Annotated in this window: 26 protein-coding genes; 7 read left to right on the forward strand and 19 right to left on the reverse strand. The window is 66.5% G+C overall.

The window, feature by feature from the left end:
- Positions 1–91: 91 nt before the first annotated feature.
- On the reverse strand, positions 92–814 hold the full coding sequence (locus tag ON44_RS31295; RefSeq protein WP_040696685.1) for a TetR/AcrR family transcriptional regulator: 723 nt from the start codon (positions 812–814) through the stop codon (positions 92–94).
- 67 nt (positions 815–881) lie between these two features.
- Positions 882–1,013: a hypothetical protein gene (locus ON44_RS53535; RefSeq protein WP_281005308.1), complete on the reverse strand. Its 132-nt coding sequence runs from the start codon at positions 1,011–1,013 to the stop codon at positions 882–884.
- Between the two features lie 284 nt (positions 1,014–1,297).
- Between ON44_RS53535 and ON44_RS31300 the strand changes: the two genes are divergently transcribed.
- The 3 genes from ON44_RS31300 (at position 1,298) to ON44_RS31310 (ending at position 5,319) form a co-directional block, all read left to right on the forward strand.
- Entirely contained in the window at positions 1,298–1,936 is a 639-nt protein-coding gene (locus tag ON44_RS31300) for a class I SAM-dependent methyltransferase (RefSeq protein ID WP_040696688.1), read from the forward strand.
- A gap of 69 nt (positions 1,937–2,005) precedes the next feature.
- Positions 2,006–3,262 carry a bifunctional glycosyltransferase family 2/GtrA family protein gene (locus ON44_RS31305; protein WP_040696796.1) on the forward strand — a complete coding sequence of 419 codons (1,257 nt, stop codon included), beginning with the start codon at positions 2,006–2,008 and terminating at the stop codon, positions 3,260–3,262.
- Complete coding sequence (locus tag ON44_RS31310) at positions 3,259–5,319, forward strand: ArnT family glycosyltransferase (RefSeq protein WP_040696690.1); 2,061 nt, start codon at positions 3,259–3,261, stop codon at positions 5,317–5,319. The genes ON44_RS31305 and ON44_RS31310 overlap by 4 nt, the downstream gene beginning before the upstream one ends.
- A gap of 127 nt (positions 5,320–5,446) precedes the next feature.
- On the opposite strand, the gene ON44_RS31315 is transcribed toward ON44_RS31310, so the two are convergent.
- On the reverse strand, positions 5,447–6,220 hold the full coding sequence (locus ON44_RS31315) for an SDR family oxidoreductase (RefSeq protein WP_040696693.1): 774 nt from the start codon (positions 6,218–6,220) through the stop codon (positions 5,447–5,449).
- 216 nt (positions 6,221–6,436) lie between these two features.
- Between ON44_RS31315 and ON44_RS31320 the strand changes: the two genes are divergently transcribed.
- Positions 6,437–6,826 (forward strand): hypothetical protein, encoded by a 390-nt coding sequence (locus ON44_RS31320; RefSeq protein WP_040696695.1) that lies wholly within the window; start codon positions 6,437–6,439, stop codon positions 6,824–6,826.
- Positions 6,827–7,179: 353 nt separating this feature from the next.
- Positions 7,180–7,335: a hypothetical protein gene (locus ON44_RS50625; protein ID WP_157187365.1), complete on the forward strand. Its 156-nt coding sequence runs from the start codon at positions 7,180–7,182 to the stop codon at positions 7,333–7,335.
- A 24-nt stretch (positions 7,336–7,359) separates the two neighbouring features.
- On the opposite strand, the gene ON44_RS31330 is transcribed toward ON44_RS50625, so the two are convergent.
- From ON44_RS31330 to ON44_RS31360, 7 genes are all read right to left on the reverse strand, one after another.
- The gene (locus ON44_RS31330; protein ID WP_051182643.1) at positions 7,360–7,998 is read right to left on the reverse strand and encodes a TetR/AcrR family transcriptional regulator; all 639 of its coding nucleotides are present in this window, start codon (positions 7,996–7,998) and stop codon (positions 7,360–7,362) included.
- A 4-nt stretch (positions 7,999–8,002) separates the two neighbouring features.
- Positions 8,003–8,791 (reverse strand): enoyl-CoA hydratase family protein, encoded by a 789-nt coding sequence (locus ON44_RS31335; protein ID WP_040696707.1) that lies wholly within the window; start codon positions 8,789–8,791, stop codon positions 8,003–8,005.
- A 61-nt stretch (positions 8,792–8,852) separates the two neighbouring features.
- Complete coding sequence (locus tag ON44_RS31340; RefSeq protein WP_040696709.1) at positions 8,853–10,013, reverse strand: acyl-CoA dehydrogenase family protein; 1,161 nt, start codon at positions 10,011–10,013, stop codon at positions 8,853–8,855.
- The gene (locus ON44_RS31345) at positions 10,013–12,100 is read right to left on the reverse strand and encodes an acetyl/propionyl/methylcrotonyl-CoA carboxylase subunit alpha (protein WP_051182644.1); all 2,088 of its coding nucleotides are present in this window, start codon (positions 12,098–12,100) and stop codon (positions 10,013–10,015) included. Before ON44_RS31345 ends, ON44_RS31340 begins: the two co-directional genes overlap by 1 nt.
- Positions 12,101–12,183: 83 nt before the next feature.
- Positions 12,184–13,782 carry an acyl-CoA carboxylase subunit beta gene (locus tag ON44_RS31350; RefSeq protein ID WP_040696710.1) on the reverse strand — a complete coding sequence of 533 codons (1,599 nt, stop codon included), beginning with the start codon at positions 13,780–13,782 and terminating at the stop codon, positions 12,184–12,186.
- Entirely contained in the window at positions 13,779–14,969 is a 1,191-nt protein-coding gene (locus tag ON44_RS31355) for an acyl-CoA dehydrogenase family protein (RefSeq protein ID WP_040696712.1), read from the reverse strand. The genes ON44_RS31350 and ON44_RS31355 overlap by 4 nt, the downstream gene beginning before the upstream one ends.
- Positions 14,966–16,678 carry an acyclic terpene utilization AtuA family protein gene (locus ON44_RS31360; protein WP_040696714.1) on the reverse strand — a complete coding sequence of 571 codons (1,713 nt, stop codon included), beginning with the start codon at positions 16,676–16,678 and terminating at the stop codon, positions 14,966–14,968. Before ON44_RS31360 ends, ON44_RS31355 begins: the two co-directional genes overlap by 4 nt.
- 157 nt (positions 16,679–16,835) lie before the next feature.
- On the opposite strand from ON44_RS31360, the gene ON44_RS51395 reads away from it, so the two are divergent.
- The gene (locus tag ON44_RS51395) at positions 16,836–16,979 is read left to right on the forward strand and encodes a CG2302 family histidine operon protein (RefSeq protein WP_169338115.1); all 144 of its coding nucleotides are present in this window, start codon (positions 16,836–16,838) and stop codon (positions 16,977–16,979) included.
- A gap of 211 nt (positions 16,980–17,190) precedes the next feature.
- Here the strand turns inward: ON44_RS51395 and ON44_RS31365 are convergent, their stop codons facing one another.
- From ON44_RS31365 to thiO, 8 genes are all read right to left on the reverse strand, one after another.
- Positions 17,191–18,120 carry an adenylate/guanylate cyclase domain-containing protein gene (locus tag ON44_RS31365; protein ID WP_373283224.1) on the reverse strand — a complete coding sequence of 310 codons (930 nt, stop codon included), beginning with the start codon at positions 18,118–18,120 and terminating at the stop codon, positions 17,191–17,193.
- A gap of 369 nt (positions 18,121–18,489) precedes the next feature.
- Complete coding sequence (locus ON44_RS31370; RefSeq protein WP_040696716.1) at positions 18,490–19,248, reverse strand: ABC transporter permease; 759 nt, start codon at positions 19,246–19,248, stop codon at positions 18,490–18,492.
- Positions 19,248–20,192 carry an ABC transporter ATP-binding protein gene (locus tag ON44_RS31375; protein WP_040696718.1) on the reverse strand — a complete coding sequence of 315 codons (945 nt, stop codon included), beginning with the start codon at positions 20,190–20,192 and terminating at the stop codon, positions 19,248–19,250. Before ON44_RS31375 ends, ON44_RS31370 begins: the two co-directional genes overlap by 1 nt.
- A gap of 364 nt (positions 20,193–20,556) precedes the next feature.
- Positions 20,557–20,871: a hypothetical protein gene (locus tag ON44_RS31380; RefSeq protein ID WP_040696804.1), complete on the reverse strand. Its 315-nt coding sequence runs from the start codon at positions 20,869–20,871 to the stop codon at positions 20,557–20,559.
- 198 nt (positions 20,872–21,069) lie between these two features.
- The gene (locus ON44_RS31385; RefSeq protein ID WP_040696719.1) at positions 21,070–22,227 is read right to left on the reverse strand and encodes a helix-turn-helix domain-containing protein; all 1,158 of its coding nucleotides are present in this window, start codon (positions 22,225–22,227) and stop codon (positions 21,070–21,072) included.
- Between the two features lie 127 nt (positions 22,228–22,354).
- Positions 22,355–23,128, reverse strand: a complete 774-nt coding sequence (locus ON44_RS31390; RefSeq protein WP_373283226.1) for a thiazole synthase — start codon at positions 23,126–23,128, stop codon at positions 22,355–22,357.
- On the reverse strand, positions 23,121–23,333 hold the full coding sequence (gene thiS / locus ON44_RS31395) for a sulfur carrier protein ThiS (protein WP_040696722.1): 213 nt from the start codon (positions 23,331–23,333) through the stop codon (positions 23,121–23,123). Before thiS ends, ON44_RS31390 begins: the two co-directional genes overlap by 8 nt.
- Complete coding sequence (thiO, locus tag ON44_RS31400; protein ID WP_040696808.1) at positions 23,330–24,427, reverse strand: glycine oxidase ThiO; 1,098 nt, start codon at positions 24,425–24,427, stop codon at positions 23,330–23,332. The genes thiS and thiO overlap by 4 nt, the downstream gene beginning before the upstream one ends.
- A 57-nt stretch (positions 24,428–24,484) precedes the next feature.
- On the opposite strand from thiO, the gene thiE reads away from it, so the two are divergent.
- On the forward strand, positions 24,485–25,192 hold the full coding sequence (thiE, locus tag ON44_RS31405) for a thiamine phosphate synthase (RefSeq protein ID WP_040696724.1): 708 nt from the start codon (positions 24,485–24,487) through the stop codon (positions 25,190–25,192).
- 153 nt (positions 25,193–25,345) lie between these two features.
- Here the strand turns inward: thiE and ON44_RS31410 are convergent.
- Positions 25,346–25,983: NUDIX domain-containing protein (locus tag ON44_RS31410; protein ID WP_040696727.1), on the reverse strand; the 638-nt coding region annotated here is incomplete at its 5' end.

Genomic DNA, 25,983 nt, shown 5'->3' on the forward strand with positions numbered 1-25,983 from the left:
CGAGAACACTGGCGTTCGAGGTGGATGCGGTAGCCGACCGCCACTGGCGCGCCCGCGGTCGGCGCCACCGGTGGGTTCGATCGAATATTGTCTATTCGCTGGAAAAAGCCAGGTGCAGTGGCAGATTCGCGTCGATACCGATGCCGTTCAACCGTGCGTTGGCCTCGGCCAGCGCGGAGATGATCTCGGCCAGATAGGCGACGAACTGCTCCGTCGGCATCGTATGCGCCTGTAGGCGGTTCGCGCCCAGCCACCAGTCGGTGGCCGAGGCCACCGCGCCGAAGACGGAATAGTTGACGAGTTCGACGCTGGACACTTGCACGGACTTGTCCGCGAGCAGTCCGGTGAACAGATCGGCGGCCCGCTTGGCCGACCGGCGCGCGGACTGCAGCGCCCGCTCGGATTCGTCCGCCCGCCGTGTGAAGTGGCTGTGCAGCATGAACCGGAAGACATTGGGATGTTCGGTCACCACGAGCACATATTCGGCCGCACCGCGCCGAATCAACTCGCGCGCTGAATCATTGGTCAGATCGGCACTCGCGACGATCCGTTCCCACAGCATGTCGCGAACCCGGTCGACGATGGCGTTGTAGAGGTCGGTCTTATCCTCGAAATGCCGGTACAGCTTGGGTTTCGCGGCACCGGCCTCCTTGGCGATATCGCCCATACTTACCTCGGGCCCGAACTTGTCGAGCGCGCGGAAGGCCGCGTCGACAAAATCCGCGCGCACCTTGCGCCGATGCTCACGCCACCGCTCGGTCCGCGCATCTACCCGTTTGGGCGGCACCTCATCTACATCCCGCCCGCTGCGCATCACGAATCCGACGGTACCAACACCTCACTCGACCTCGGTCGGCTCGGTCAGCGGCGCCCCGCCGGCGTCAGCGCTTCTTGGGAACGATCGTCTCCCCGCCGGCATCTCCGCCCGACTTCGCCTTCTTCTCCGCTCGCTTCTCCTTGATGGACTTCCCGGACTTCTTCGACATTGCGCTGCGCGGAGATTTGTCGGACATGCACGTCCTTCGATTGGAGACCTGAGCGGTCCCGATCCCAAGACCGTACGCTACGCCGAGCCGCCCGGAACCCGATCGACCTCCCACGCCGCCGCAAGCTTGTCGCGTCGCCGTACCGGCACGGGTTGTCCACCGGGCTCCGATCTGCGCAGCTTCAGCGTGAGCAAGCGCCGACCGACTGTTGCTGAAACGGCAAAGAATCTGGCGCCGCTTCGGGCTCCGCGGACATCATGCGATCAGGGCGGATATCCCACCGCCCGGTAACTCGGATGGGAGATCGACGGATGACCGACAGCACCGCAGCGCAGCCTGCTCAGGAGTTCTGGGAAGAGTTCTATCGAGATCGGGATCAGGTTTGGACCGGGAATCCCAATCCGTTGTTGGTGCGGGAGGCCGTGGAGCTCGAGCCGGGGACCGCGTTGGACCTCGGATGCGGTGAGGGTGCGGACGCCGTTTGGCTCGCGGGGCGTGGGTGGCGCGTTACCGCGGTCGATGTGTCCCCGACAGCGCTGCGGCGTGCGGCTGCGCATGCCGATGCGGCGGGCGTCGGGGAGCGCATCACGTTCGCGGAACATGATCTGGCGCAATCGTTTCCGGACGGAGAGTTCGATTTGGTTTCCGCGCAGTTCTTTCATTCGCCGGTGGCGCAGGAGCAGGAGCGGACGAAGGTTCTGCGGCGGGCCGCCGAAGCGGTGGGCGTCGGCGGGGTTTTGTTGATTGCTGGGCATGCGGGGTGGCCGTCGTTTGTCGAGGATCGGCATGACGTGCACTTTCCGACGATGGATGAGGTGCTCGACGGGCTGGCTCTGGGGCCGGATTGGAACGTGGAGACCAAGGATGCGGTCGAGCGGGAAGTCACGTGGCCGGAGGGGCAGGTGGGGCTGCGTACCGACACCGTGTTGCGGATTCGGCGGGTGCGGTAGGCACGGTCCCCAGGAACCTCACAGGTAGGGCCCAGCCAGGGTCCAGCGCGGTTCGCGAGGGTGGTCACCATGACCGAATCGACGACCGCCGCGCACCGGGCGGAAATGACCGAAACGGTGATCACGCCCGTGCTGGACGTCGTGATCCCCGTCTACAACGAAGAGGCCGACCTGGGTGTCTGCGTGCGGCGGCTGCACGCCTACTTGCGCGACGGGTTCCCGTTCCCGGCGCGGATCACCGTAGCCGACAACGCGAGCACCGACGACACCATGCAGGTCGCGCAGCTGCTCGCCGATGAACTCGCTGACGTGCGGGTTGTGCACCTCGATGCCAAGGGCCGCGGCCGCGCACTGCGCGCGGTGTGGGAGCACTCCGACGCCCAGGTCGTCGCCTACATGGACGTGGATCTGTCCACCGACCTCAATGCGCTGCTGCCCCTGGTCGCTCCGCTGATCTCGGGCCACTCCGATCTGGCCATCGGCACCCGGCTCGACGCGGCGTCGCGTGTGGTGCGCGGACCCAAGCGCGAAATCATCTCGCGCTGCTACAACCTGATCCTGAAAGCCTCACTGCAGGCCCGCTTTTCGGATGCGCAGTGCGGTTTCAAGGCGATGCGCACCGATGTGGCGCGGCGGCTGCTGCCGCTGGTGGAGGACGGTGAATGGTTCTTCGACACCGAGCTTTTGGTGCTCGCCGAGCGGGCCGGACTGCGTATCCACGAGGTGCCGGTCGACTGGATCGATGATCCGGACAGCCGGGTCGACATCATCGACACCGCGCGCAAGGATCTCCTCGGCGTGTGGCGACTGCTGCGCGGACTGACGACCGGTGCGCTGCCGTTGGACGAGCTGCGCCGCTCGGTCGGCCGTGAACCACTGGTTCCCGGTGTGCCGTTGGGGATGGTCGGGCAGGTGGTGCGGTTCGCGATAGTCGGCGTCATCTCCACGCTCGCCTATATGCTGCTGTACCTGGTGTTGCAGCCCATGACCGGCGCGCAGGTCGCGAACTTCGTCGCGCTGCTGATCACCGCGGTCGGCAATACCGCCGCCAACCGCGCCTTCACCTTCGGGGTCCGCGGATCGAATGGCGTTGTGTCACACCAATTCCAAGGTCTGCTGATATTCGGTTTCGGCTTGTTGGTCACCAGCGGATCGTTGTTCGCCTTGCACCGTTGGGCACCCGACGCCGCCGTTCATCTGGAATTGTTCGTACTCGTGGTCGCCAATCTCATTGCCACGCTGATCCGATTCGTCGGCCTGCGCTGGGTGTTCCGTAACCCGACGGCCACCCGCACGGCGCTGGTCACCGAGGGCGGAAAACAGTGACATCTACGCTCACGCCACCGTCGACAGCGGTACCGCCGCAATCGCGCCCCAAGCGCGAGATCGGCTGGGAATACCCGGCATTGGCCGTACTGCTGCTCGGCACCGGAATCGCCTACCTGTGCAACCTCAGCGCCAGCGGATGGGCGAATTCCTTCTATTCCGCCGCGGTACAGGCGGGTTCGGAATCCTGGAAGGCCTTCTTCTTCGGCTCCTCGGATGCGGCGAACTCGATCACCGTCGACAAACCACCGGCCTCGCTGTGGTTGATGGAACTGTCGGTGCGGGCATTCGGGCTGAATTCCTGGAGCATCCTGGTTCCGGAGGTGCTGCTCGGTGTCGCCTCGGTGGCACTGGTGTGGGCAACGGTGCGCAGGCCCTTCGGCCCGGCCGCCGGACTCATCGCCGGACTGGCGCTCGCGGTGACGCCCGTCGCCGCACTGATGTTCCGGTTCAACAACCCGGACGCGCTGCTGGTATTCCTGATGATCGCGGCGGCCTGGGCGATGACCAGGGCGGTCGAGGACGGGCGCACCCGCTGGCTGGTACTCACCGGTGTCTTCATCGGATTCGGATTCCTCACCAAACAATTGCAGGTGCTGCTGGTAGTGCCGACACTGGCGCTGACCTATCTGTTCGCCGGACCGCCCAAACTCGGCAAGCGGATCCTGCAGCTGCTCGCGGCGGGTTTGTCGATGATCGTCGCGGCCGGCTGGTGGCTGCTCGCGGTCGAACTGTGGCCGGCGTCTTCGCGACCGTGGATCGGTGGGTCGCAACATAATTCGATCGTCGAGCTCACTCTCGGCTACAACGGTCTCGGTCGCTTGAACGGCAATGAACACGGCAGCGTCACCCCCGGCGGTGGCGATATGCCGGGCGGCGGCGGTGGCGGCGGTGGCATGTGGGGCAGCACCGGCATCACCCGGATGTTCGAACCAGCGCAGGGCGGTCAGATCGCCTGGCTCATCCCCGCCGCATTGGTCGCGCTTCTAGCGGGAATTCTGTTGCGCGGCAAGGCTGCTCGCACCGATGGACGGCGCGCGGCGCTGATCCTGTGGGGCGGCTGGCTGCTGGTGACCGGGCTGACGTTCAGCTTCATGGCGGGCATCTTCCACCAGTACTACACGGTGGCGCTGGCTCCGGCGGTCGCCGCGTTGGTCGGTATCGGCGCGGTTCAGCTGTGGCGGGAACGGCACCGACTGTGGGTTCGATTGTTCGCGGGGCTCGCGGTCGGTCTGACCACCGCGACGTCGTGGATGTTGTTGTCGCGCAGCTCGAGCTTCGTGCCATGGTTGCGCTGGGCGGTGCTGGTGGTCGGTGTGCTCGCGACCATCGCGGTGCTGCTGCCCGCACCGCGGAAGGTGGCGCTGGTCGCGGCATTGGCCGCCGCATTCACCGGATTCGCCGGGCCTGTCGCGTATTCCGCTCAGACCATTTCGACCGGACACGAGGGCGGGATCCCGTCGGCGGGACCGAATGTCGGGATGTTCGGCCATCGTCCCGGCGGCGAGGGCGGCTTCGGGGGTCCAGGCGGCTTCGGGGGTCCAGGCGGTCCCGGCGGCGGTATGCCCGGTGGACGAAACACTGACGGCCGCAATACGAATGGCGCTCAGGGGCGAGAAGCCAATATACAAGGCACCAACGAGGCCGCAGGCAATCCGATGATGGGCGGCCCCGCCGGTGGTCTACTCGGCGCGAGCAGGCCGAGCGAGAAGGTCATCGCACTGCTGGAAAGCAATGGCTCCGACTACACCTGGGTCGCCGCCGCCACCGGCTCCAACAGTGCCGCCGGATTCCAGCTGGCCACCGAACTGCCGGTCATGCCGGTCGGCGGCTTCAACGGCAGCGATCCCTCACCGACGCTGGATCAGTTCAAGCAGTATGTCGCCGACGGAAAGATCCACTACTTCATCGGCAGTGGCAATCGCGGCGGCGAGGGTGATGGATTCGGTTTCGGCCGCTCCGGCACCAGCAGCGAGATCAGCAAGTGGGTGGAAGAGCACTTCACCGCGACCGAAGTCGACGGCATCACCCTCTACGATCTGACCGCCGCGCACTGATCCGCTGTGGTGGGATCCGCACCCTGTTGGGAAACCCACATCGGGTGCGGATCCCGACCAACAGTGCGGGGCTGGCGCGCAAAGCAATTCGCCCGGTGCGTGTGCCCCGGGCGATTTGCGGTGTCGGTTAGGCGTAGGTGGCTTCGAGCCACTCGGCGAATGTCGGACCCGCCAACTTCGCGTGCGCACCCGGCAACAGCCCACCGTTCTCGAACTGCGCGCGATCCGGGTTCGCCGGATCACTCGACTCGATCACCTGGGCAGGCGCACCGAGCTTCGCCACGAGCAGACCTGCCGCACCCGCCATGGTCTCCGGCTGTGGTCCCGCGATCTCGGGGAACGGTCCGTCGAGCGACTCCGGCGCCGGATGCACCGCCAATTCCACCAGCGCCTCGGCCACCGCACGCGCCGCGACCAACTGGGTGCGCATCTTCGGCAGGTAGGCGACCTCGCCCTGGGTCCCCCACTGCACCATCACCTCGACCAACTCGTGGAACTGCGCGGCCCGCAGAATCTGCACCGGCAGCGGCCCTTCCAGCAGCGCGGCCTCATGTGCCAGCTTCGCGGCGTTGTATCCGGCGAGCGAGCCATCGATGCCGATGATGGACACCACGACCAGCCGCTCGACACCGGCCTTCTGCCCCGCTTCGTGCAGGTTGCGCGCCGCGGCCCGGAAGAATTCGGTCGCGATGGTCTGGTCCGCGGACGGCGTGCTCGATGCGTCGATGACGACATCCACCCCGTCGAGCGCTTCCACGAGCCCGACGCCGGTCTCGATATCCACCCCGTTGGCCCGGGAGAATGCGACGACCTCGTGCCCCTGCTCGTTCAGGACATCCACGACGTGGCGGCCCAGCCGTCCGGTCGCTCCGGCCACCGCGATCTTCTTGATATTCGACATGGTTCCTGCTCCTATTTTCGCTGCGCTGTTGCGCTTTCACAGTGAGGACGACGCAGCGCGCACGAGTGTGACATGCCGTTTCGGACCGTTCCTCGAGATCCCTTTACCTGCTTCCTCGAAATCCTCTTAATGCGGCATTCATTCGAAACCCTTTCGCATGCCGCGAACTCCGGGAATGATGAGCCAGTTGCGCCAACTCCGACCATCAGGAAAAACGTGAGAAGCATTTCGAGATTCGTCCTAACCGTCATCGGCGCACTCGTCGCCATCGCGCTCACCGTCGGCTTCGCGTCGACCGCATCGGCCGCACCGGGCGAAGCGCCCCAGCCGACCGCACCGGTCGCGACCGCACCGATCGCCGCGGCAGCCGAACCGACCCCGCAGGCCGACCTCATCGGGCAGTGCCTGGCGCCCGGCGACACCATCGAGGTCCGGACGCTGGTCGGCGGTCTGCTCGGCGCCACCATCGGCGGCATCGCGGGCCTGCCCCTCTTCTTCGTCGGCGCTATTCCGGGACTGGTCATCGGCGGACTCCTCGGCGTCCTGATCGGTTCCACCTCCTACGCGGTCGACGAGGGCCATATGCAGCAGGCAGGGCTCTGCTGACAGCGAATTCCCTTTAGTGGCAAGCTGTTAGCGTGCGGGTATGAGTTCGACCGCCGATCGATTCATCGACGCCGTATTCGATTTCGAGAGCGCGGTGCACGCGCAGGACCCGGACGCTCAGCAACAAGCTCATTCGGAACTGCATCGCCACTACCAATCGGCGACTCCGAAAGAGCTTGCGCAGGGCGGGAAGCGGCTCGCCGAGCTGCTGCCCGATGTGCCGACGGGACCGCGAGCGAATATCGCGGTCCTCATCGGCGCGTGCGTCGAGGGTGGGGCGGATCCCGTGGCTTGCGCACCCGGCGTGCTGGCGAATCTCGCGATAACACCGGACGGCGCAAAGGAATTCGCTGGTGCTGGATCCACCTCCGTACCAACGCAATTGGCCAGCCGGACGCTTCTATCCGCATATGGTCGGCGATCTGACGCTGGAGCGGGTGCTCACCGCTGACGAGACGGCCGCCTGGTTCCGGCATGTGTCACCGGCGAAGGATTCCAACGAGGACTGAGTCGCCCGGCGACTCAGCCGGGCGTCAGGGCGGTGGGGCGTGCAGTGCGGCGTGCAGCGTGGCCGCCCATTGCGACACGATCTGCTTGCGACGCGCCGAGTCGTCGGTCAGGACATCGGCCAGCCCCAGTCCACGCGCCATATCGAGCGTCGCCTGAACGAGGTGATGGGTAACCGGATCACCGTCGTCCACGCCCAACGCCTCCACGGCCCGTCGATGCGAAATGCGCCCGAACTTGGCCTCCAGCGGCACAATTCGCTCCCGCAGCGCTGGATCGGCGGCCGCATGCGTCCACACCTGCAGCGCCGCCTTGAACAGCGGGCTGGTGTAGGACTCGACCAGCCCGGCCACCACCGCCTCGGTGCGCTCGACGCCATCGGCCAGCGCGGCCACCGTCTTCGCCTCGCCCTTGGCCTGCTGGGTACGGGTGTCGAACATGTACTCGAGTGCGGCGGTGATCAGGTCTTCCCTGGTCGGGAAGTGATGTTGGGCAGCGCCCCGTGACACCCCGGCCCGTTCCGCGACGACCGAGACCGTGGCCGCCGCCCAACCCATTTCCGCCAGGCAATCGATGGTCGCCTCGAGCAGGCGCTGCCGGGTGGCCCGGCTGCGGTCCTGCTTGGGTTCGTTGGGCGCCACTGGGGGCCTCGAGATCGCTGCCATGGCGCTATTCTGCCCAGCTCGGTGGACGGCGCTGCAGGAAGGCCAGCATGCCCTCGTGCACCTCGGGCGTACCGAAGAAGCTCGCCGAGCGGGTGGCGAGCTCCTCGGCGGAGCTGTCGAACTCGGCCAGGATGCCCGCGTTGACCAGTCGCTTGGCCTCGGCGAGACCCTGCGGGGAGCCCTTGCGCAGCTCCGCGCACAGCCGGGCCACCTCGGCCGCCGGATCGTCGGCGGTGATGGTGACCAGGCCGATCTGCTCGGCGATATCCGCGCCGAACTTCTCGCCGGTGAGGTAGTAGCGACTGGCGGCGCGCGGGCTCAGCCGCGGCAGCAGGGTCAGCGAAATCATGAACGGCGCCAACCCGATTCGCACCTCGGTGAGTGCGAAACTGCTGCCGGGACCGGCGACGACGATGTCACAGGCCGCGACGATGCCCATGCCACCTGCGCGCACATTGCCGTCGATCTGAGCAATGATCGGCTTCGGTGTTTCGACGAGCCTGCGCAGTACACCGATCATCACCCGGGTGCGCTCATCGGCGGCCACCGCCGGATCGGCATTGCTGGCCTCGGTGAGGTCCGCGCCCGCACAGAAGGTATTGCCGGTGTGCGCGAGCACGATGCCACGGACGGCGGGATCCGCCGCGGCATCGTCGAGGCTCCGCAGCAGCTCGTCGACCAACCGCGACGACAGCGCGTTGCGGTTGTGCGGCGAATCCAGGGTCAGCGTGGCGAACCCGTCGCGCACCTCATACCGCACGTACGGAGCGGTAGATGTCGACCCGCCCGTCATCCGGCCACCCCCCTCATCGAGTCGCGATGCGACGCTGAATTCATTTCCGGCCTCCTCTGGGTCAGTACGACTTGGGCAGGCCAAGGGAGTACTGGGCGACAAAGTTGAGCACCATCTCCCGGCTGACCGGCGCGATGCGGCCGATGCGGGCCGCGGCGAGCATGGCGGCCAGGCCGTACTCCTTGGTGAGTCCAGCGCCGCCGTGGGTCTGAATGGCCTGATCGAGCGCCTTGATACTGGCTTCCGCCGCAGCGTATTTCGCCATATTCGCGGCCTCGGCCGCACCCATCTCATCGCCCGCGTCGTAGAGCGTCGCAGCCTTCTGCATCATCAGCCTGGCCAGCTCCACCTCGACCTTCACCGCGGCGAGTGGATGCGAAATGCCTTGGTGCGCACCGATCGGCGTCTTCCACACCGTGCGTTCCTTGGCGTATTCGACGGCACGATCGATGGCGTAGCGCCCCATGCCGACTGCCATGGCGGCGCCCATGATGCGCTCCGGGTTGAGGCCCGCGAAGAGCTGCATGAGTGCGGCGTCTTCCTTGCCTACCAGGGCATCCGAGGGCAGACGCACGTCATCGAGGAACAGCGTGAACTGGTGGTCCGGCTCGATGATGTCCATTTCCTGCGGCGTCTTGACCAAGCCCGGGGTATCGGTGGGCACGATGAACAGCGCGGGCTTGAGCTTGCCGGTCTTGTGGTCCTCGGTGCGCGACACGATGAGCACTGCCTCGGCCTGGTCCACGCCGGAGATGAAGATCTTGCGGCCGTTGAGGATCCAGTCGTCACCGTCGCGACGCGCAGTGGTGGTGATCTGGTGCGAATTCGAACCGGCGTCGGGTTCGGTAATGCCGAAGACCATCTTGGCGGTTCCGTCGGCGAGTTCGGGCAGCCACTTCTGCTTCTGCTCGTCGGTGCCGTATTTGGTGATGATGGTGCCGCAGATGGCCGGTGAGACCACCATCAGCAGCAGGCCCGCGCCCTGCGCGGACAGCTCCTCCATGACCAGCGCGAGCTCGTACATGCCCGCACCACCGCCGCCGTACTCCTCCGGCAGATTCACGCCGAGGAAGCCGAGTTTGCCTGCATCATCCCACAATTCGGTGAGCGGTTCGTTCCTGCGCGCCTTCGGCAGCACGTAGTCACGGAAGCTGTACTTCGCGGCGAGCGCGCCGACCGCGGCCCGTAGCGCCTTCTGCTCGTCGGTTTCGATAAAACTCATCAGTTCTCCTGGGATTCGGTGGGATCGACGACGGCGAGCACGGCGCCGACATCGACCTGCTGGCCGACAGTGACATTGAGGGCGCTGAGCACGCCGGCGGCGGGCGCGGAGATGGTGTGCTCCATCTTCATGGCCTCCAGCCACAGAATCGGCTGGCCCTGTTCGACGGCGCTGCCGACCTCGGCGCCGATGCGAATCACGCTGCCCGGCATGGGCGCGAGCAGGGAACCGTGCGCGACCTGATCGGCCGGATCGCTGAAGCGCGGCAGTCTGCGCACCGATACCGGCCCGAGCGGGGAATCCACGCAGACCAGATCGCCGTAGCGGGCGATATCGAATTGCCTACGCACCAGGCCGCGTTCGCCCGGAACCGCGAGGACCACGCGCTCGGGCCCCGCCTGCACCAATTCGAGTCCATCGTGACCATCCACCGCGACACCGGTTCGGGTGAAGCGGTAACCGATGTCATGTATTCCGCTGGTGCGGCTCTCGTACGATTTGCGCTGCGACTGCGACGGCAGATTTCGCCAGCCCGCGGGCAGCCCGCCGCCGACCCTGGCCGCCTTCCGGTTCGCCGCGGCATCCGAGAGTGCGGCGGCGACGATGGACAGTGCCTCATCGGCCTCGCTCGCCAAAGGTGCGGAGAGCGAATCCAATCCGTGCGTTTCGAAAAAGGCGGTATCGGTGTCTCCGGCCAGGAACGCCGGGTGCCGCAGCACCCGCACAAGCAGATCGCGGTTGGTCACCAAACCGTGAATCTTGGCTCGCTGCAACGCCGTTGCCAGCAGTCGTGCCGCGTCGCCGCGAGTGTCGGCGTAGGAGATGACCTTCGCGAGCATCGGGTCGTAGTGCACACCGACAACCGAACCGTCCACCACACCGGTATCCAGACGCACGCCCGGTCGATCGAGAACATCGAATTCGGTTACCACCGAAGGGATATCGAGCCGGTGCACCGTCCCGCTCTGCGGCTGCCACTCGTTCGCGGGATCCTCGGCATACAACCGAACCTCGATCGAGTGCCCGTGCAGTGGTGGCGGCACGGCAGCCAATTCGCCGCCGGCCGCGACCTCCAACTGAGACCGCACCAGATCCAGTCCGGTGGTGCATTCGGTGACCGGATGTTCCACCTGCAGCCGGGTATTCATCTCCAGGAAGAAGAAGTCACCCGCCTCGTCGGCGAGGAATTCCACGGTCCCGGCACCGGTGTACCCAATCGCGCTGGCTGCCAGCCTAGCCGCCTCGAACAGCCGCTCGCGCATGCTCTGTCCATCGGCCACGCCTGCGTGGTCACGCTCCGCTGCCGCCTCCTGGCCTGACGCGCGCATGGCGTCGATCCGCTCGACCAGCGGGGACGGTGCCTCCTCGACCACCTTCTGATGGCGGCGCTGAATGGAGCATTCCCGCTCGCCGACGGCCCAGATGGTGCCGTGGGTATCGGCCATGACCTGGACCTCGATATGTCTGCCGGTCTCCAGGTACCGCTCGCAGAACACCGTCGGATCGCCGAATGCCGATTCGGCTTCCCGGCGCGCGGCGGCGATCTGCGGTTCCAGATCGGCGAGTTCGCGCACCACACGCATGCCGCGCCCGCCACCACCGGCGGATGCCTTGATCAGCACCGGCAGCTGCGCCGCGGTCACCTCGTCGGGATCGAGTTCGGCGAGTACCGGCACTCCGGCCGCGTCCATCAACTTCTTGGAAGCGACCTTCGAACCCATCTGCTCGATGGCCTCGACCGGCGGCCCGATCCATACCAGTCCGGCCGTCAGTACAGCCTGTGCGAATTCCGCGTTCTCGGAAAGGAATCCGTAACCGGGATGGATGGCGTCGGCGCCGGTGGCCAAGGCGGCCTCGATGATCAGCTCTGCGCGCAGGTAGGTCTCGGCGGGTGTATTGCCCGGAAGACGTACCGCCGCATCGGCTTCGGCGACGTGTGGTGCCGAGGCATCCGCATCGGAGTAGACCGCGACCGTGCCGATCCCCATGCGACGACAGGTCGCGAAAACCCGGCGGGCGATCTCACCACGGTTGGCTACCAGAACATTGGTGAAAGGCCCACCCGTCACCTGACCGCCGGCCGTCATCGAATCGCTACGCGATGCTGGCCCACCCGTCGCCCGACCACCGCCCCTCACGGAATCGCTACGCGATGCTGTCATTTCGTCCCTCACATCCGGAAGACGCCGAAGCCATCGGCACCCTTGACTGGGGCACTGTGAATGGCCGACAAGGCCATTCCCAATACCGTGCGGGTATCACGGGGGTCGATCACACCGTCGTCGTACAGCCGCCCCGACATGAACATCGGCAGCGACTCGGCCTCGATCTGCGCCTCCACCATCGCGCGCATCCCGGCATCGGCCTCCTCATTGAACGGAATGCCCTTGGACTCGGCGGCGGCCCGGCCCACGATCGAGATCACACCGGCCAGCTGCGCGCCGCCCATGACGGCGGATTTCGCGCTGGGCCAAGCGAAAACGAACCGCGGATCGTAGGCGCGACCGCACATGCCGTAATGGCCCGCACCGTAGGACGCGCCCATCAGCAGCGAAATATGCGGCACCTTCGAATTCGAGACCGCGTTGATCATCATCGCGCCGTGTTTGATGATGCCCTTCTGTTCGAACTCCTTGCCGACCATGTAGCCGGTCGTGTTGTGCAGGAACAGCAGTGGCGTATTCGACTGGTTGGCCAGCTGGATGAACTGGGTCGCCTTCTGCGACTCCTCCGAGAACAGCACGCCGCGCGCATTGGCGAGAATGCCGACCGGATAACCGTGCAGCTCCGCCCATCCGGTGACCAGGCTGCTGCCGTAGAGGGGTTTGAATTCGTCGAAATCGGAGCCGTCGACGACGCGGGCGATCACCTCGCGTGGATCGAACGGAATCTTCAGATCGGCCGGGACGATACCGAGCAGATCCTCCTGGTCGTACAGCGGCTCGATCACCTCGGCGCGCGGTGACGGACCCTGCTTCTTCCAGTTCAGGCGCTTGATAATGGAGCGGCCGATGCGGATCGCGTCCTGCTCGTCGACCGCCAGATAATCCGCCAGACCCGAGACGCGCGCGTGCATATCCGCGCCGCCGAGCGATTCGTCATCGGATTCCTCACCGGTGGCCATCTTGACCAGCGGCGGCCCGCCGAGGAATACCTTGGAGCGCTCCTTGATCATCACCGTGTAGTCGGACATGCCCGGAATGTAGGCACCGCCTGCGGTGGAATTGCCGAAAACCAAAGCGATGGTGGGGATTCCGGCCGCCGATGCCCTGGTGAGATCACGGAACATCCGCCCGCCGGGTACGAAGACTTCCTTCTGCGTCGGCAGATCCGCGCCGCCGGATTCGACGAGTCCGATCACCGGCAGTCGGTTCTGCATGACGATGTCGTTCATGCGCAGGTTCTTGCGCAACGTCCACGGATTCGAGGTGCCGCCGCGCACCGTGGGATCCGGCGCGACGATCATGCATTCCACACCCTCGACAATGCCGATACCGCACACCACGCTCGCCCCGACGTGGAAGTCGCTGCCCCACGCGGCAAGTGGGCACAGTTCGAGGAATGGTGAATCCTCGTCGATGAGCAGTTCGATGCGCTCGCGCGCGGTCAACTTGCCGCGCTTGCGATGCCGGGCCAGCTTATCCGGGCCACCGCCCGCGACGGCCTTGGCGAATTCGACCTCCACCTCGGCGAGTTTGCTGGTCATGGCCTCGGCCGCCGCCGCGTATTCCGGCGATGCGGTATCGAGTGTGGTGCGTAGTGTCGTCAAGACTGGTACCCCAATCGTTTCGCCGCCAGTCCGGTCAGGATTTCCGTTGTGCCACCGCCGATGCCGAGAATGCGGATATCGCGGTACTGCCGCTCGACCTCGGATTCGCGCATATAGCCGAGGCCGCCGAACAGTTGCACGGCCTGATTGGCCACCCATTCGCCCGCCTCCACGGCGGTGTTCTTGGCGAAGCAGACCTCGGCGATCAAATCGGTTTCGCCATCGGCGCTGTATCTACCCACCCCGCCGACTGCGTCGGCTACCGTCCCCCAGTGCTGCACCACATCTCGGGTATAGACGCGGGCCACGTCGATGCGGCGCGCCATTTCGGTCACCGTGTTCTGCACGGCCTGCCTGCTGATCAGCGGGCGACCGAAGGTCTCCCGGTTGCGCACCCAGTCCAAGGTCAGGTCGAGGCAACGCTGGGCCTGTGAATATGCCTGCACCGCGAGCCCGACCCGCTCGCTGACGAACGCGCCGGCGATCTGATAGAAGCCGGAATTCTCCGGTCCGACCAGATTCTCCACCGGCACCCGAACATCCACATAGGACAGTTCGGCGGTATCGGAGGCCAGCCAGCCCATCTTGTCGAGCTTGCGGCTGACCGTGAAGCCCGGCGTGCCCTTCTCCACCACCAGCAGCGAAATTCCGCCGGAGCCGGGGCCGCCCGTGCGCACGGCGGTCACAACGAAATCGGCGCGCACACCCGAGGTGATGTAGGTCTTCGCGCCATTGACGATGTAATGGTCGCCGTCGCGGCGCGCGGTGGTGGTGAGGTGGCCGACATCGGAGCCGCCACCGGGTTCGGTAATGGCGAGCGAGCCGATCTTCTCCCCGGCCAGCGTCGGGCGTGCGAAGCGCTCGATCAGGTCTTCGTTGCCCGAGGCGATAATGTGCGGTACCGCGATACCGCAGGTGAACAGCGAGGCGAACAGGCCGCCCGAGCAACCGGCCTGATGCATTTCCTCGCAGACGATCATGGCGTCGATACCGTCACCACCGGAACCGCCTGCGGATTCCGGGAATTGGATGCCGAGCAGTCCGAGCGCTCCGGCCTTCTTGTGCAGTTCGCGCGGGATCTCGCCGTCGCGCTCCCAGGCGTCCAGGTACGGAAGAACCTCGCGCTCGGCGAAACCCCTTACGGTGGCGCGCAATTCGCGCCGTTCCGGCGTATTCCACGGACTCATAGCAACTCCAATGGGATATCAACATGACGCGAGCGCAGCCATTCGCCGAGCCCCTTGGCCTGCGGATCGAAGCGGGCCTGGTAGGCCACACCCTGTCCGAGCAGACCCTCGATAATGAAGTTCACGGCACGCAGATTCGGCAGCACGTGCCGGGTGACGGTCAGCGGCACGGCTTCGGGCAACAGTTCCTTGATCCGCTCCACCGTCAGCGTATGGGCAAGCCACCGCCACTGCTCATCGGTGCGCACCCACACGCCGATATTGGCATTGCCGCCCTTGTCGCCGCTGCGGGCCAGCGCGATCGCGCCAAGCGGTGCTCGGCGAGTTTCGTTGGCGGGCAATGGCTCCGGCAGTTCCGGCTCGGCCACGTCGGCCAATTCCAGCGTGTCCGATGCGGGTGCGATATCGACGCGAGTGCCTTGCGGGAGCACGGCCGCGTGCGGCACCTCGGCGGCATCGACGAATCCCGGTGTGTACACGCCGTACGGCGAACCATTGCCAGGCAGGCTGGTGAAGTTGGTACCCGGATAACTGGCCAATGCCAGCTCGACCGCGACATTGGAGAAGGAGCGGCCGACCTTGTTCGGATCCGGATCACGAACCACACAGCGGAGCAAAGCGCTTGCCTGTTCCTCGGTTTCGGCATCCGGCCGGTCGAGACGCGCCAAGGTCCAGGTCAACTCCGCGGGCCGCACGGGCAGCCAGGACTCCAGCTGTCGTTGCGCCAGTTCGGCTTTCGCCTCGATATCGAGTCCGGTGAGCACGAACTCCATCTCGTTGCGGAAACCGCCGAGAGTATTGAGCGAAACCTTGAGCTGCGGCGGCGGCGCTTCCCCGGTCACCCCGCTGATCAGCACCCGATCCGAACCCTCTCGATTCAGCTCGATCGTGTCCAGCCGCGCGGTGACATCCGGCCCCGCATAACGCGCACCCTGGATCTCGTACATCAGCTGTGCCGCAACGGTATCCACCGTAACCGCACCACCCGTGCCCTGATGTTTCGTAATGACGCTGCTGCCATCCCTGCGCACTTCGGCGATCGGGAATCCGGGCCGTCCGAGATCGGCCAACTCGGTGAAGAACGCGAAGTTACCGCCGGTGGCCTGCGTGCTGCACTCGATGACATGTCCGGCCACCACCGCACCGGCAAGCTGGTCGTAATCCGTTCGCCCCCAACCGAAATGAGCGGCGGCCGGGCCGACGATCACGGAGGCGTCGGTGACCCGACCGGTGACCACGATATCCGCGCCCGCATTCAGACATTCGACGATGCCCCAGGCACCGAGATAGGCATTCGCGGTCAGCGGTGACCCGAGGCCGAGCTCGCCCGCACGACTGAGCAGGTCGTCACCCTCGACGTGCGCGACCTTGGCATCGAGTCCGAGATCCGCCGCGACCTTGCGCAGCTTCTCCGCCAACCCGGCCGGGTTGAGTCCGCCCGCATTGGTGACGATCTGAACATTGCGTTCCAGTGCCAGCCCGAGGCAGTCCTCGATCTGCCGGACGAAGGTCTTGGCATAGCCGAGACTGGGATCCTTCATCCGGTCGCGGCCGAGGATCAGCATGGTCAACTCGGCGAGGTAGTCCCCGGTGAGCACATCGAGCTGCCCGCCCTCGAGCATCTCCCGCATGGCGCTGAGCCGATCACCGTAGAACCCGGAACAGTTGCCGATTCGGATCAGCTCCGGATCGGCGGCCAGCATACTCATCAGCTGGAAGGCCCTCCTGTGCGGCGAACCGTCCCGGCGCGCCGCGTTGTGACGCCGGTGGAGTCCGCGTTCCGGAGTCCAGCATCACACCCGGTCCAGAAAAAAGCAAGCACGCGTGCTTGTTAATCGGATAGAGGGCGCGAGGCAGAATGGCTGGATGTCGTCCGTCATCCTGTTCGCGCTGGCCGGGTTCCTCCTGGGCGGGGCATACTCCACCTGGAAGACCGCGCGCCCGCTCGCCATCGCCTTGGTGGTGCTCGCCGTCCTCGCCGCCGCCGGTGCGGTCGCCTGGTTGATGTAGACATCCCACCGGTCACTCAGCCACAACGGAGCGAGTCTTACGAGCAACCCGTCCGCGGCCCGTCTCGCGTCCGCGCCGAAGGCGCGGCCATCGAACACAGCCGAGCCGTCGAAGCGCATTCGCCGCAGGCGCGAGTCTCGACGGCTCGGACGCGAGACACAGGGGGCCGCGAACACGCAGCGCCGCAGGCGCTGCCATCAGACAGAGCTAATCAAACAGAGTTCTTGGACAGACGGAAGATCCGCAGATCCTCCGGCACGCCGGTCAGTGGTGCGGCGAAGAAACTGCGCCTATACGGCTTGACCGAGAACCCGAGTTCCTCGAGCGTCTCCGGCGCGACGGACTGCAATGTCGCGTGCGAAAGCATGGTGTTGCCGTTGCCGCCGGCCTCCATCACACGAGCGGCGATCGTCACATCCACGCCGAGCCAGTCGCCGCCGATCTCACGCGGCGAGCCGGTGTGCAGACCGACGCGCATCTGCGGGCGATAACCGCGCACACTGACGTCGGCCAGATTCCGTTTTGCCTGCACAGCGGCACGCACCGCACGATCGGCCGAGGTGAACACGGCCATCACGCCGTCACCCATGCGCTTGACCACCTGACCGCCGCGATCGGCGATCGGCGGCTCGATGGCCTTGGCAACCCCGCGCAACAGTTCGAGGGTCGCCTCATCGCCCGCCGAGAGCGACCAACTGGAGAACGCCACGAGGTCCGTGAACATCACAGTTATTTCTTCGCTACCTCGACCGCGACCGACGCGCTCCAACATGGCCTGCCAGACCTGCAGTGCGCCGAACCCGATTTCCCGGGCCGCGCTAGGCGTATCGCCGACCAACTTATCCGCCGCGCGCGCCACCGCGCGGGCGCCACCTGGACCCGAAACCGAAAGCGGGTCACCGAAAGACGGGTCACCCGGCAGCTGTTCACGCGCCTTGCGCAGCACACCGATGATGTCGGGTCGCTGGTTCGCGGCATTCATCAAGGCGGAGAACTGCCCGCGGCGCATTCCCGAGCCGGGACGACGAGCGGATCGGTCCTCATCGGCGGGCACCAACGGTATGGTCACCTCGGACGGAACGCCCCCGTTGTCTTCCGGTTCCGGCCCCGGCTCAGCACCGCCGGAAGGTGTTTCGGTCACGCCCCGAGCGTATCTCAGCCGACCAACCGTCGGCGGGTTACTTATTGTCGCCACCTGCGCCCCCTCGATCAGACTGAGCGGGCACTACGCCGGGTCCGCCAATGGGTAACTCACTGGTTGCTGACTCCGAGAGTAGCCAGCATCGATTCTGGATGGAAGCGGTGCCGGGCTTAGTTTCCGGGATGTTCACATACTGCCTGGATTGCCCGGATACCAACACCGGCCCGGTGTGGAAGGGGATTCACACACCGGGCCGATGTTCGCATCGTCCACCGGGCAGTGGCGGACAGTGCGCGGGGCGCTCGGACCTCCCGACAAGGTCGGCACCCGTCACCCGAGCGGCGAGGGAGGGCAACTCGGGTAGTTCAATCATGCATCGCGTTGGTTGACCATAACCAGTGCACCGCCGAAGACAATCGCGACGAAAGCCGCGAAGTAGAGCAGGCCGCCCCACGGTCCCCAGTGCCAGTTCGCCGTCGATTCCGAGGCGCTGTAGAAGTGGCTCGCATTCGCGAAGGGCAGGAACGGCTGCACATTGCGCCCGAAGCTGCCGAACGCGCCGAGCAGCGGCTCGATCAGCAGGGGCCAGAGCACGATCAGCGAAATCGCCGCGGCCGACTGCCGGACCAGCACACCGATACCGACCGCGAGAATGACGCTGAGCAGGGCATAGATCGGAATGCCGTAGATCTCGCGCCAGGCATCGCCACCGGAGAGCGTCAGGTTGTTGCTCGCGTCGCCACCGATCGCCTTGGCGATCGCGAAGGCGGCGAAGGCCAGCACGATGGTGAGCACCGCGCCGTACACGCCGACCAGACCCGCCTTGGTCGCGATCACCTTGGCGCGATGCGGTGTCGCCTGGTAGGTGGTCCGGATGATGCCGAAGCGGTATTCGCTCGTCACGGTCAAGGTGGCCATGATCATCAGGACCATCACGCCGAATCCGCTGATCCCGCCGACCGCGGTGGCGACGGTCAGGTCGAGCGCATTCTCCTTGCCCGACGACGAGCGGGCCACCGCCGCGAACAGCGCGGCCAGGCCGAGAGCGAGGACCACCACGATCGCCGAGCACCACCACGGCGACCTGGTCGAGGTGAGCTTGATACGTTCCGCTGCCAGCACGCCCATCAGAGCGCACCTCCCATCACCTGGTCGAAGCCTTCGCCGTGGTACTGCACCGCGCCGCCGGTCATCCGCATGAATGCCTCCTCCAGCGAGGCCCGCTGCGGCGCCAACTCGTACAGGGTGATGTCGTTCGAACCGGCCAGCTTGCCGACCGCGTCACTGGTCACCCCGGCCACGACCAAAGCCGCGCCGTCCTGGCCCGTGCCGTCCTCGCGAACGGTCATGCCATTGGAGGTGAGCAGGCTGCGCAATTGCTCCAGCTGCGGACTGCGCACGCGCACCGACTGTTCCGAGGCGCGCTCGATGAATTCCTGGGTGGTCGAATCGGAAATCAGCTGACCGCGTCCGATCACGACCAAATGCTCTGCGGTCTGGGCCATTTCGGAGAGCAGATGGCTGGAGACCAGCACGGTCCGCCCCTCGGCCGCGAGCCGCTGCATGAATCGGCGGATCCAAAGGATGCCCTCGGGGTCCAGGCCGTTCACGGGCTCGTCGAACAGCAGTACCGGCGGATCGCCGAGCAGCGCCCCGGCCAGGCCGAGCCGCTGCGACATGCCGAGGGAGAAGCCACCGGCATTCTTACCCGCCACCTCGGACAGGCCGACCAGCCGCAACACCTCGTCCACGCGGGACATGGCGATTTCGTTGGAGGCGGCCATCCACTGCAGATGCGCGCGGGCCGAACGGTTCGGATGCACCCACTTGGCATCCAGCAGCGCACCGACGGCGCGCAGCGGATGGTCCAGCTCGTGGTACGGCTTGCCCTGGATCAATGCGGTGCCCGCGGTGGGCTTGTCCAGGCCGAGGATCATCCGCATGGTGGTGGATTTACCGGCGCCGTTCGGCCCAAGAAAGCCCGTCACCTGTCCGGGTCGAACGGTGAAGGAGAGATCTTGAACCGCGACGGTCTGCCCGTAATGCTTGGTCAGGCCCCTCAGCTCGATCATGGTGACCAGCTTTCCTCATCGCGCGGCCACGCGCGTCATTAAATGGTGCCGAGTTCAATCATCCTCGAGGATGACGAGCGATCCCATCGGCCCCGAGCCGCATCAGGGAATCACCCCGACCGATGCGCCCGTTAACGAGCCGGGGCTCCGAGCGGGCCGCCACATACCAGCCGCTGGACGTGAGCGGCGACTGTGGGCCGCAAACCCATCGTTGTTTCTGGAGCCGACACCCTGCTGTGTCGATTGGGCCTTGTCTATTCGTCGTCCTCGTCATCGCGGCCATGGGTCGGCCAGCAAACCGCGCCGACAAGCACCGCCAGCGGCAACCCAACCGCCACAGCCAACTCGAACGCAACCGTCGCGCTCACCGCCGCGGCCCGGCAGGCGCGACCGCCGCCCAACGATGGAACGACAGCCGCGGCAGCACGATCTCCACGTCGGCCACGCTCATGATCGCATTCACCGCAAGCACATTCAGGTGTTCGAGCGACGGCGCGATCACCGCATCGACATCAGCACAGCGCACCTGGTCGACCAGCGGAAGCGGCGACAACTCCGGCGGCCAGATCAGCGCATATCCGAGCCGCTGCGCCAGGCGCCGAACCTGCGCCACATCCCAGTCCGCCGCCGGACTGACATCGAGGTCGACCCATCCCAACGCGGTCGGCTCTTCTCGCATCGCATGTACCCCCTCGTCGGCGTGATGGACACCCGCCGCCGAGGTGCCGAAGACATCGACCCGGCGGCGCGTGCTACCTCGAGCGTCACACCGGGGACCTACGGCACTCAATGGCACTTTGCCGAGCAACATTGCTGAAGTGCCACAACGAAGTCACGCGGCCATAAAGCAACGGGCAGACGAAAGAGGTTGGTGCGCTTAGTATTCCAAGCGAACCAGATCGGCCAGCTCGCGCATTTCGTCGGTAAGAGTGCGCCGCCGGGCAATGATCCTGCCGACCAGATCCCGGGCCATCCGCTGCTCGATCAACCACGGCCGGGCTTCACGAGACAGGCGGAACAGGGTCTCGAACGCCGCGTCGTAGCGGCGTAGCTCGATATGCGCGTGGGCGACGTCCAGCAGATGCCGGTTTCGGTTGTCCGACGTCGGGCGAAGTCCCGCCGGTACGTTGCGGGCGAGTCGTAGCGCCAGGTCCGGCCGATCGTCCACAACCGCGTTCTCCACCCGCTTCATCGCGACCGTCGCTACGTCGAAAGTTGTCCAATACTGGTGGTAGCCGCTCGGTTGGCGGCGGACCGCGACCGCTCCGGCCTGGGCGAGACGCATCATGTCGTCGGCCTCGTCAGACCGGTTGTCCCTGATGGCTGCGGCCGACGCCCGTAACAGCAACCAACCCCAGGTCGAGATCTCCTCGGTGGTGGCCACCGACAGTCGCGGCTCAACCCGATCGGCCCATTGCGTGGCCAGCTCGCGGACCTTTTCGAACTGCCGCTCGACCAGCAGCAGCCAGCACAGGGTCACCACAGCCGACGCCGCGTCCAGCATGTTGCCGGTTGCTTCGGCTTCGGCCAGGGACCGCTCTAGCGCTACGCGTGCCGGCTGTAGCTGGCGGGTCTGGACCAGCACCGAACCTGCGAGCTGCAGAATCCGCGACCGCATGAGTGGAGACCCGGCGTAGCCGTCCTCGATCAGCCGAGGCAAAACGGCGGCGAGCCGCTCGTATTCGTTATCGTGGTACAGCTTTACGGCCCCGGTGAGGGCTTCCGCCATGGCACGGTCGGCTACTGCCCCACCGTCCTGCACATGGTTCGGCGACAGGACGGCCGTACGGGTCGGGAGCCACAGATTGCCGCCACCACTCTCCGGTGCCCCTGGGTTCGGGCCGAGCAACACCGACACCGGACACTCCAGCGCGACGGCCATCCGGCGCAGAGTTTCGATCCGGGTGTCGTCGCGCTCCCCCTGCTCGATCTTGCGGACCAGCGACACCGAGACGTTCGAAGCCTGTGCAAGCTCCCGCTGCGTCAGTCCACGCCGCTTCCGAACCGATTGCAGGCGTTCGCCGAGATCCGCCATGACCCGAGCCTACGGGCATGTGCGTGCGGCCGTACGAGTATGCGCGGCTTCCGGCGCTCTCTTCACGCACCTGACCTGGGGATGCCGCCGAGCCATGCGTTAGCGCCTGACCAGGGGCACCCCCGACTCACCGAGCCGGTGAGGAGGCCTGGGCCCAGAAGCGTTTGGGAATGCGGCCCGCGCGACGGGCCAGGTGACCGGCATTGACCGCATCTTTCATAGCGGCCGCCATGAGGGCGGGTTGCTGAGCGCGGGTGACGGCGGTGGCCAGCAGGACGGCCGAGCAGCCGAGCTCCATGGCCAGCACGGCATCGCTCGCGGTGCCGATGCCCGCGTCGAGAATGACCGGGACGCCCGCGCCTGCCACGATCATCTCGATATTGTGCGGGTTGCCGATGCCGAGTCCGGTGCCGATCGGGGCGCCCAGCGGCATGACGGCGGCACAGCCCGCGTCCTCCAGTCGGCGGGCCAGGATCGGATCGTCGGTGGTGTACGGCAGCACGACGAATCCAGCGTCGACCAATTGCTCTGCGGCGGTGAGCAATTCGATCGGGTCCGGGAGCAGGGTGCGCTCGTCGGCGATCACCTCGAGTTTGACCCAGTTGGTGTCGAGCGCCTCGGCGGCCAGTTGCGCCGTGAGCACCGCCTCTGCCGCCGTCCGACAGCCCGCGGTATTGGGCAGCGGCATGATCTCGAGGCGTTTGAGCAGGTCCAGGACGCCGGTGCCGCCGACGGCGTCGACCCGGCGCATGGCGACCGTGGTGAGCTCGGTACCCGAGGCGACCAGCGCCTCCTCCAGCACGGTGAGATTCTCGGCGCCGCCGGTGCCCATGATGAGGCGGGAGCCGAACCGCTTGCCCGCAATCTCCAGCGCGTCAGGGGTTTCCAATGCGTCAGCCACCCTGAACCGCCGTCAGCACTTCGATCTCCCAGCCGCGGCCGACCGGCTCGTCCCAGCGGGACTTCGGGAAGACCGCACCGTCCACCGCGAGCGCGACCCCCTGGGACGGCAGCCCGAGACGATCGAGCAGTTCCCGCACCGTGAGGGATTGGTCGAATTCGTGGTCCTGCCCGTTCACGGTGACACCGATGGGGACCGAGGTCATCGAACTCCTCCTGCAGATGTAGCGAGTGACGGCGGGTGCGCCGTCGAAAAACGTTGGGGATCGGCAGCTTTCGCGTCATCGAGCGGTGTGCCGCCGAGCAGGCTCAGCACCGCGTCCACGGTGAGCGGCACCGCCAGCATGCCGTTGCGGCCGTGGCCGGTGGCCGCCACGATCCGGTCGGTGAGCCGTCCGATCAGTGGCAGGTTGTCGGGGGTGCCCGGCCTGGATCCGGCACTGGCCTCGGCCAATTCGTATTCGCCGATACCGGGCAGCACCGCCTCGGCGTCGGCGATCAGGTCGCGGACACCGGCGACGGTCACCGTCGTGTCGTAACCGGCCTCGTATTGTGTTGCGCCGACGACGATTCCGTCCGCGCGCGGCACCAAATAGACCTGCCTGCCGTGCACTCGCGCGCGAATCACGCGCTGTGGCGGGGGTGTCGCGCCCGGACGATGGCGCAGGCGCAGGATCTCGCCCTTCACCGGGCGGACCGGGAGACCGGGCCACAACAGTGACGATGCCGCGCCCGCGGCGAGCACGATTTGGTCGTGCGGCAGTGCGTTCACCGCCTCGACCGTTTCGGCACGTAGCTTGACTCCAGCTGTGCCACAAGCCTTTTGGAGTGCATCCAGCAGTCGTCGGTTGTCGATGGCGGGTTCGGCGGCGGCGCGCAGACCGGCGCGCACGGTGCGAGCCAGCGCGGGTTCCAGCGCGCGCACACCGGCTCGGTCGAGTACCTCGAGTTCATGGCCTCGAGCACCGACCCATTCGGCCACCGTGCGGAGATCGGCGGCATCCGCGCCATCCAGCGCGACGGTCAGGGTTTCATCGGCGACGAATACCGAGACACCGGTCGTCGATTCGAGTCGCGCGGCGAATTCGGGCCAGCGGGCCAGTGAGGCGGCGCCGAATTCCAGGACCAGATCCTCCCCCGGCCAGCCCTCGGACAGTGGTGCGAGCATCCCCCCGGCAACCCAGGAGGCGCCGGATCCGACGACGGGATCGAATACGGTGACCGACCACCCCGCCTCGGCCGCCCGCCAGGCGGCGGCGAGTCCGATGGCGCCGCCACCGACGACGGCCAGAGTCCGCATTCGATCCACCTGCCTCACTATTCGCATCCCCACGGTAGCGCGACTACGGTCGAGCACGTGCAACCCTCCCACCAGTTCCGGTCCCTACCGCCCAGGGAGCGTTTGGCTACCGCCCGGCTGTATCTCTGCACGGACGCACGCAGGGAGAAGGGCGACCTGGCCAGGTTCGCCGAGGCCGCGTTCGCGGGCGGTGTCGACATCATTCAGCTCAGGGATAAGGGTTCGCCGGGTGAGGCGAAGTTCGGCCCGCTCGAGGCCAAGGCCGAAATCGGCGCCCTCGCCGAATTGAAGGCCGCGGCCCGTAGGCACGGCGCACTGGTCGGGGTGAACGACCGTGCCGATATCGCACTCGCCGCAGGGGCCGACGTGTTGCACCTCGGACAGAACGATCTGCCGCCCTGGTACGCGCGACGCATTCTCGGACCCGACGTGGTGATCGGGCGATCCACCAACAACCGCGCGCAGGCCGGACTCGCGGCGGTCGACGAGAATGTCGACTATTTCTGCACCGGACCGGTGTGGGCCACGCCGACGAAGCCGGGACGTCAGGCGGCGGGCCTGGATCTGGTGCGCTCCACCGCAGACGCCCACCCGACCCGACCGTGGTTCGCGATCGGCAGCATCGATGCCGAGCGACTACCCGAGGTGCTGGCCGCCGGAGCCGAGCGCGTTGTCGTGGTGCGCGCAATCACCGATGCGCGCGATCCGGAGGCGGCGGCGCGGCAGCTGAAGACGGCGCTGCTGCAGAGAGCTCAGCTCGGCTGAGACTTGCTGCGCGGTCTCAGATGACGCTGTGCACCTCGGCTGAGACTTGCTGCGCGATCTCGGATGATGCTGTGCACCTCGGCCGGCCTGCTCTCGGAGCAGTGTCGCTTCAGAGCGTGCGCCTTCCGCGAAAAGTGCACGCTGAGCGCATCCTCAGGACAGCACCTGAACTCGGGTGAGCGACAAGATCGAATCGGCCGGGGTGGTCTCCGAATTCGCGGTTGCCTGCACGGCATCGGTCGCATCGAAATCCGCGTCGACGATGCGGGCGTAGGCACCGGGACCTTCGGCCTCGGCGTGCAACCAGACGAAGCCCTGATCGGCGAGGTCGACGGTGCGAGGCAGCGCAGCCGCGACCGTATCGGCGTCGTCCACGTCGATGTCGTCGAGGCAGACGCGCGCCGGAGCCGCCCGCAACGCGGGCCAGGAGGCGGCGAAGCCGGGGTGCAGCGGATGGCTGTCGACCTCGTCCTCGGGGACCCAGGCCAACGCACTGCTCTCCCGGTTGCGACTGGTCGGCAGGGTCATCACGGCATCGGCCACCACGGTGGTGTACGTCCAGCCGCTCAATGCCGTCGCGGTGATTCGCTCGCCGCGCACCCGAACATCGGCGGGATCGATGCCCGCCTCCTCCCATGCCTCGCGGACCGCCGCGTGCACCGGGGTCTCGTGGCTGTCGCGGGCGCCGCCGGGCAGCGCCCAGGTGCCGCCCTGATGACTCCACGGCGCGCGGTGTTGCAACAACACCGCGGAACCGCCGCCCGCGAGCGGGGCGCGCAGCAGAAGTCCGG

It is taken from the genome of Nocardia vinacea NBRC 16497 (assembly GCF_000308835.1).
Taxonomy (GTDB): Bacteria; Actinomycetota; Actinomycetes; order Mycobacteriales; family Mycobacteriaceae; genus Nocardia; species Nocardia vinacea.

What these genes read in the sequence shown, in the direction of transcription:
- ON44_RS31300 (WP_040696688.1), top strand. Translation starts at nt 1,298, where the DNA reads ATGACCGACAGCACCGCAGCGCAGCCTGCTCAGGAGTTCTGGGAAGAG.
- ON44_RS31330 (WP_051182643.1), bottom strand. Translation starts at nt 7,998, where the DNA reads ATGGCAGCGATCTCGAGGCCCCCAGTGGCGCCCAACGAACCCAAGCAG.
- ON44_RS31385 (WP_040696719.1), bottom strand. Translation starts at nt 22,227, where the DNA reads ATGGCGGATCTCGGCGAACGCCTGCAATCGGTTCGGAAGCGGCGTGGA.
- ON44_RS31360 (WP_040696714.1), bottom strand. Translation starts at nt 16,678, where the DNA reads ATGAGTATGCTGGCCGCCGATCCGGAGCTGATCCGAATCGGCAACTGT.
- thiS (WP_040696722.1), bottom strand. Translation starts at nt 23,333, where the DNA reads ATGACCTCGGTCCCCATCGGTGTCACCGTGAACGGGCAGGACCACGAA.
- thiO (WP_040696808.1), bottom strand. Translation starts at nt 24,427, where the DNA reads ATGCGGACTCTGGCCGTCGTCGGTGGCGGCGCCATCGGACTCGCCGCC.
- ON44_RS31370 (WP_040696716.1), bottom strand. Translation starts at nt 19,248, where the DNA reads ATGGGCGTGCTGGCAGCGGAACGTATCAAGCTCACCTCGACCAGGTCG.
- ON44_RS31335 (WP_040696707.1), bottom strand. Translation starts at nt 8,791, where the DNA reads ATGACGGGCGGGTCGACATCTACCGCTCCGTACGTGCGGTATGAGGTG.
- ON44_RS31375 (WP_040696718.1), bottom strand. Translation starts at nt 20,192, where the DNA reads ATGATCGAGCTGAGGGGCCTGACCAAGCATTACGGGCAGACCGTCGCG.
- ON44_RS31355 (WP_040696712.1), bottom strand. Translation starts at nt 14,969, where the DNA reads ATGAGTCCGTGGAATACGCCGGAACGGCGCGAATTGCGCGCCACCGTA.
- ON44_RS51395 (WP_169338115.1), top strand. Translation starts at nt 16,836, where the DNA reads ATGTCGTCCGTCATCCTGTTCGCGCTGGCCGGGTTCCTCCTGGGCGGG.
- ON44_RS31295 (WP_040696685.1), bottom strand. Translation starts at nt 814, where the DNA reads ATGCGCAGCGGGCGGGATGTAGATGAGGTGCCGCCCAAACGGGTAGAT.
- ON44_RS31340 (WP_040696709.1), bottom strand. Translation starts at nt 10,013, where the DNA reads ATGAGTTTTATCGAAACCGACGAGCAGAAGGCGCTACGGGCCGCGGTC.
- ON44_RS31345 (WP_051182644.1), bottom strand. Translation starts at nt 12,100, where the DNA reads ATGACGGCCGGCGGTCAGGTGACGGGTGGGCCTTTCACCAATGTTCTG.
- ON44_RS53535 (WP_281005308.1), bottom strand. Translation starts at nt 1,013, where the DNA reads ATGTCCGACAAATCTCCGCGCAGCGCAATGTCGAAGAAGTCCGGGAAG.
- ON44_RS31380 (WP_040696804.1), bottom strand. Translation starts at nt 20,871, where the DNA reads ATGCGAGAAGAGCCGACCGCGTTGGGATGGGTCGACCTCGATGTCAGT.
- ON44_RS31305 (WP_040696796.1), top strand. Translation starts at nt 2,006, where the DNA reads ATGACCGAATCGACGACCGCCGCGCACCGGGCGGAAATGACCGAAACG.
- ON44_RS31315 (WP_040696693.1), bottom strand. Translation starts at nt 6,220, where the DNA reads ATGTCGAATATCAAGAAGATCGCGGTGGCCGGAGCGACCGGACGGCTG.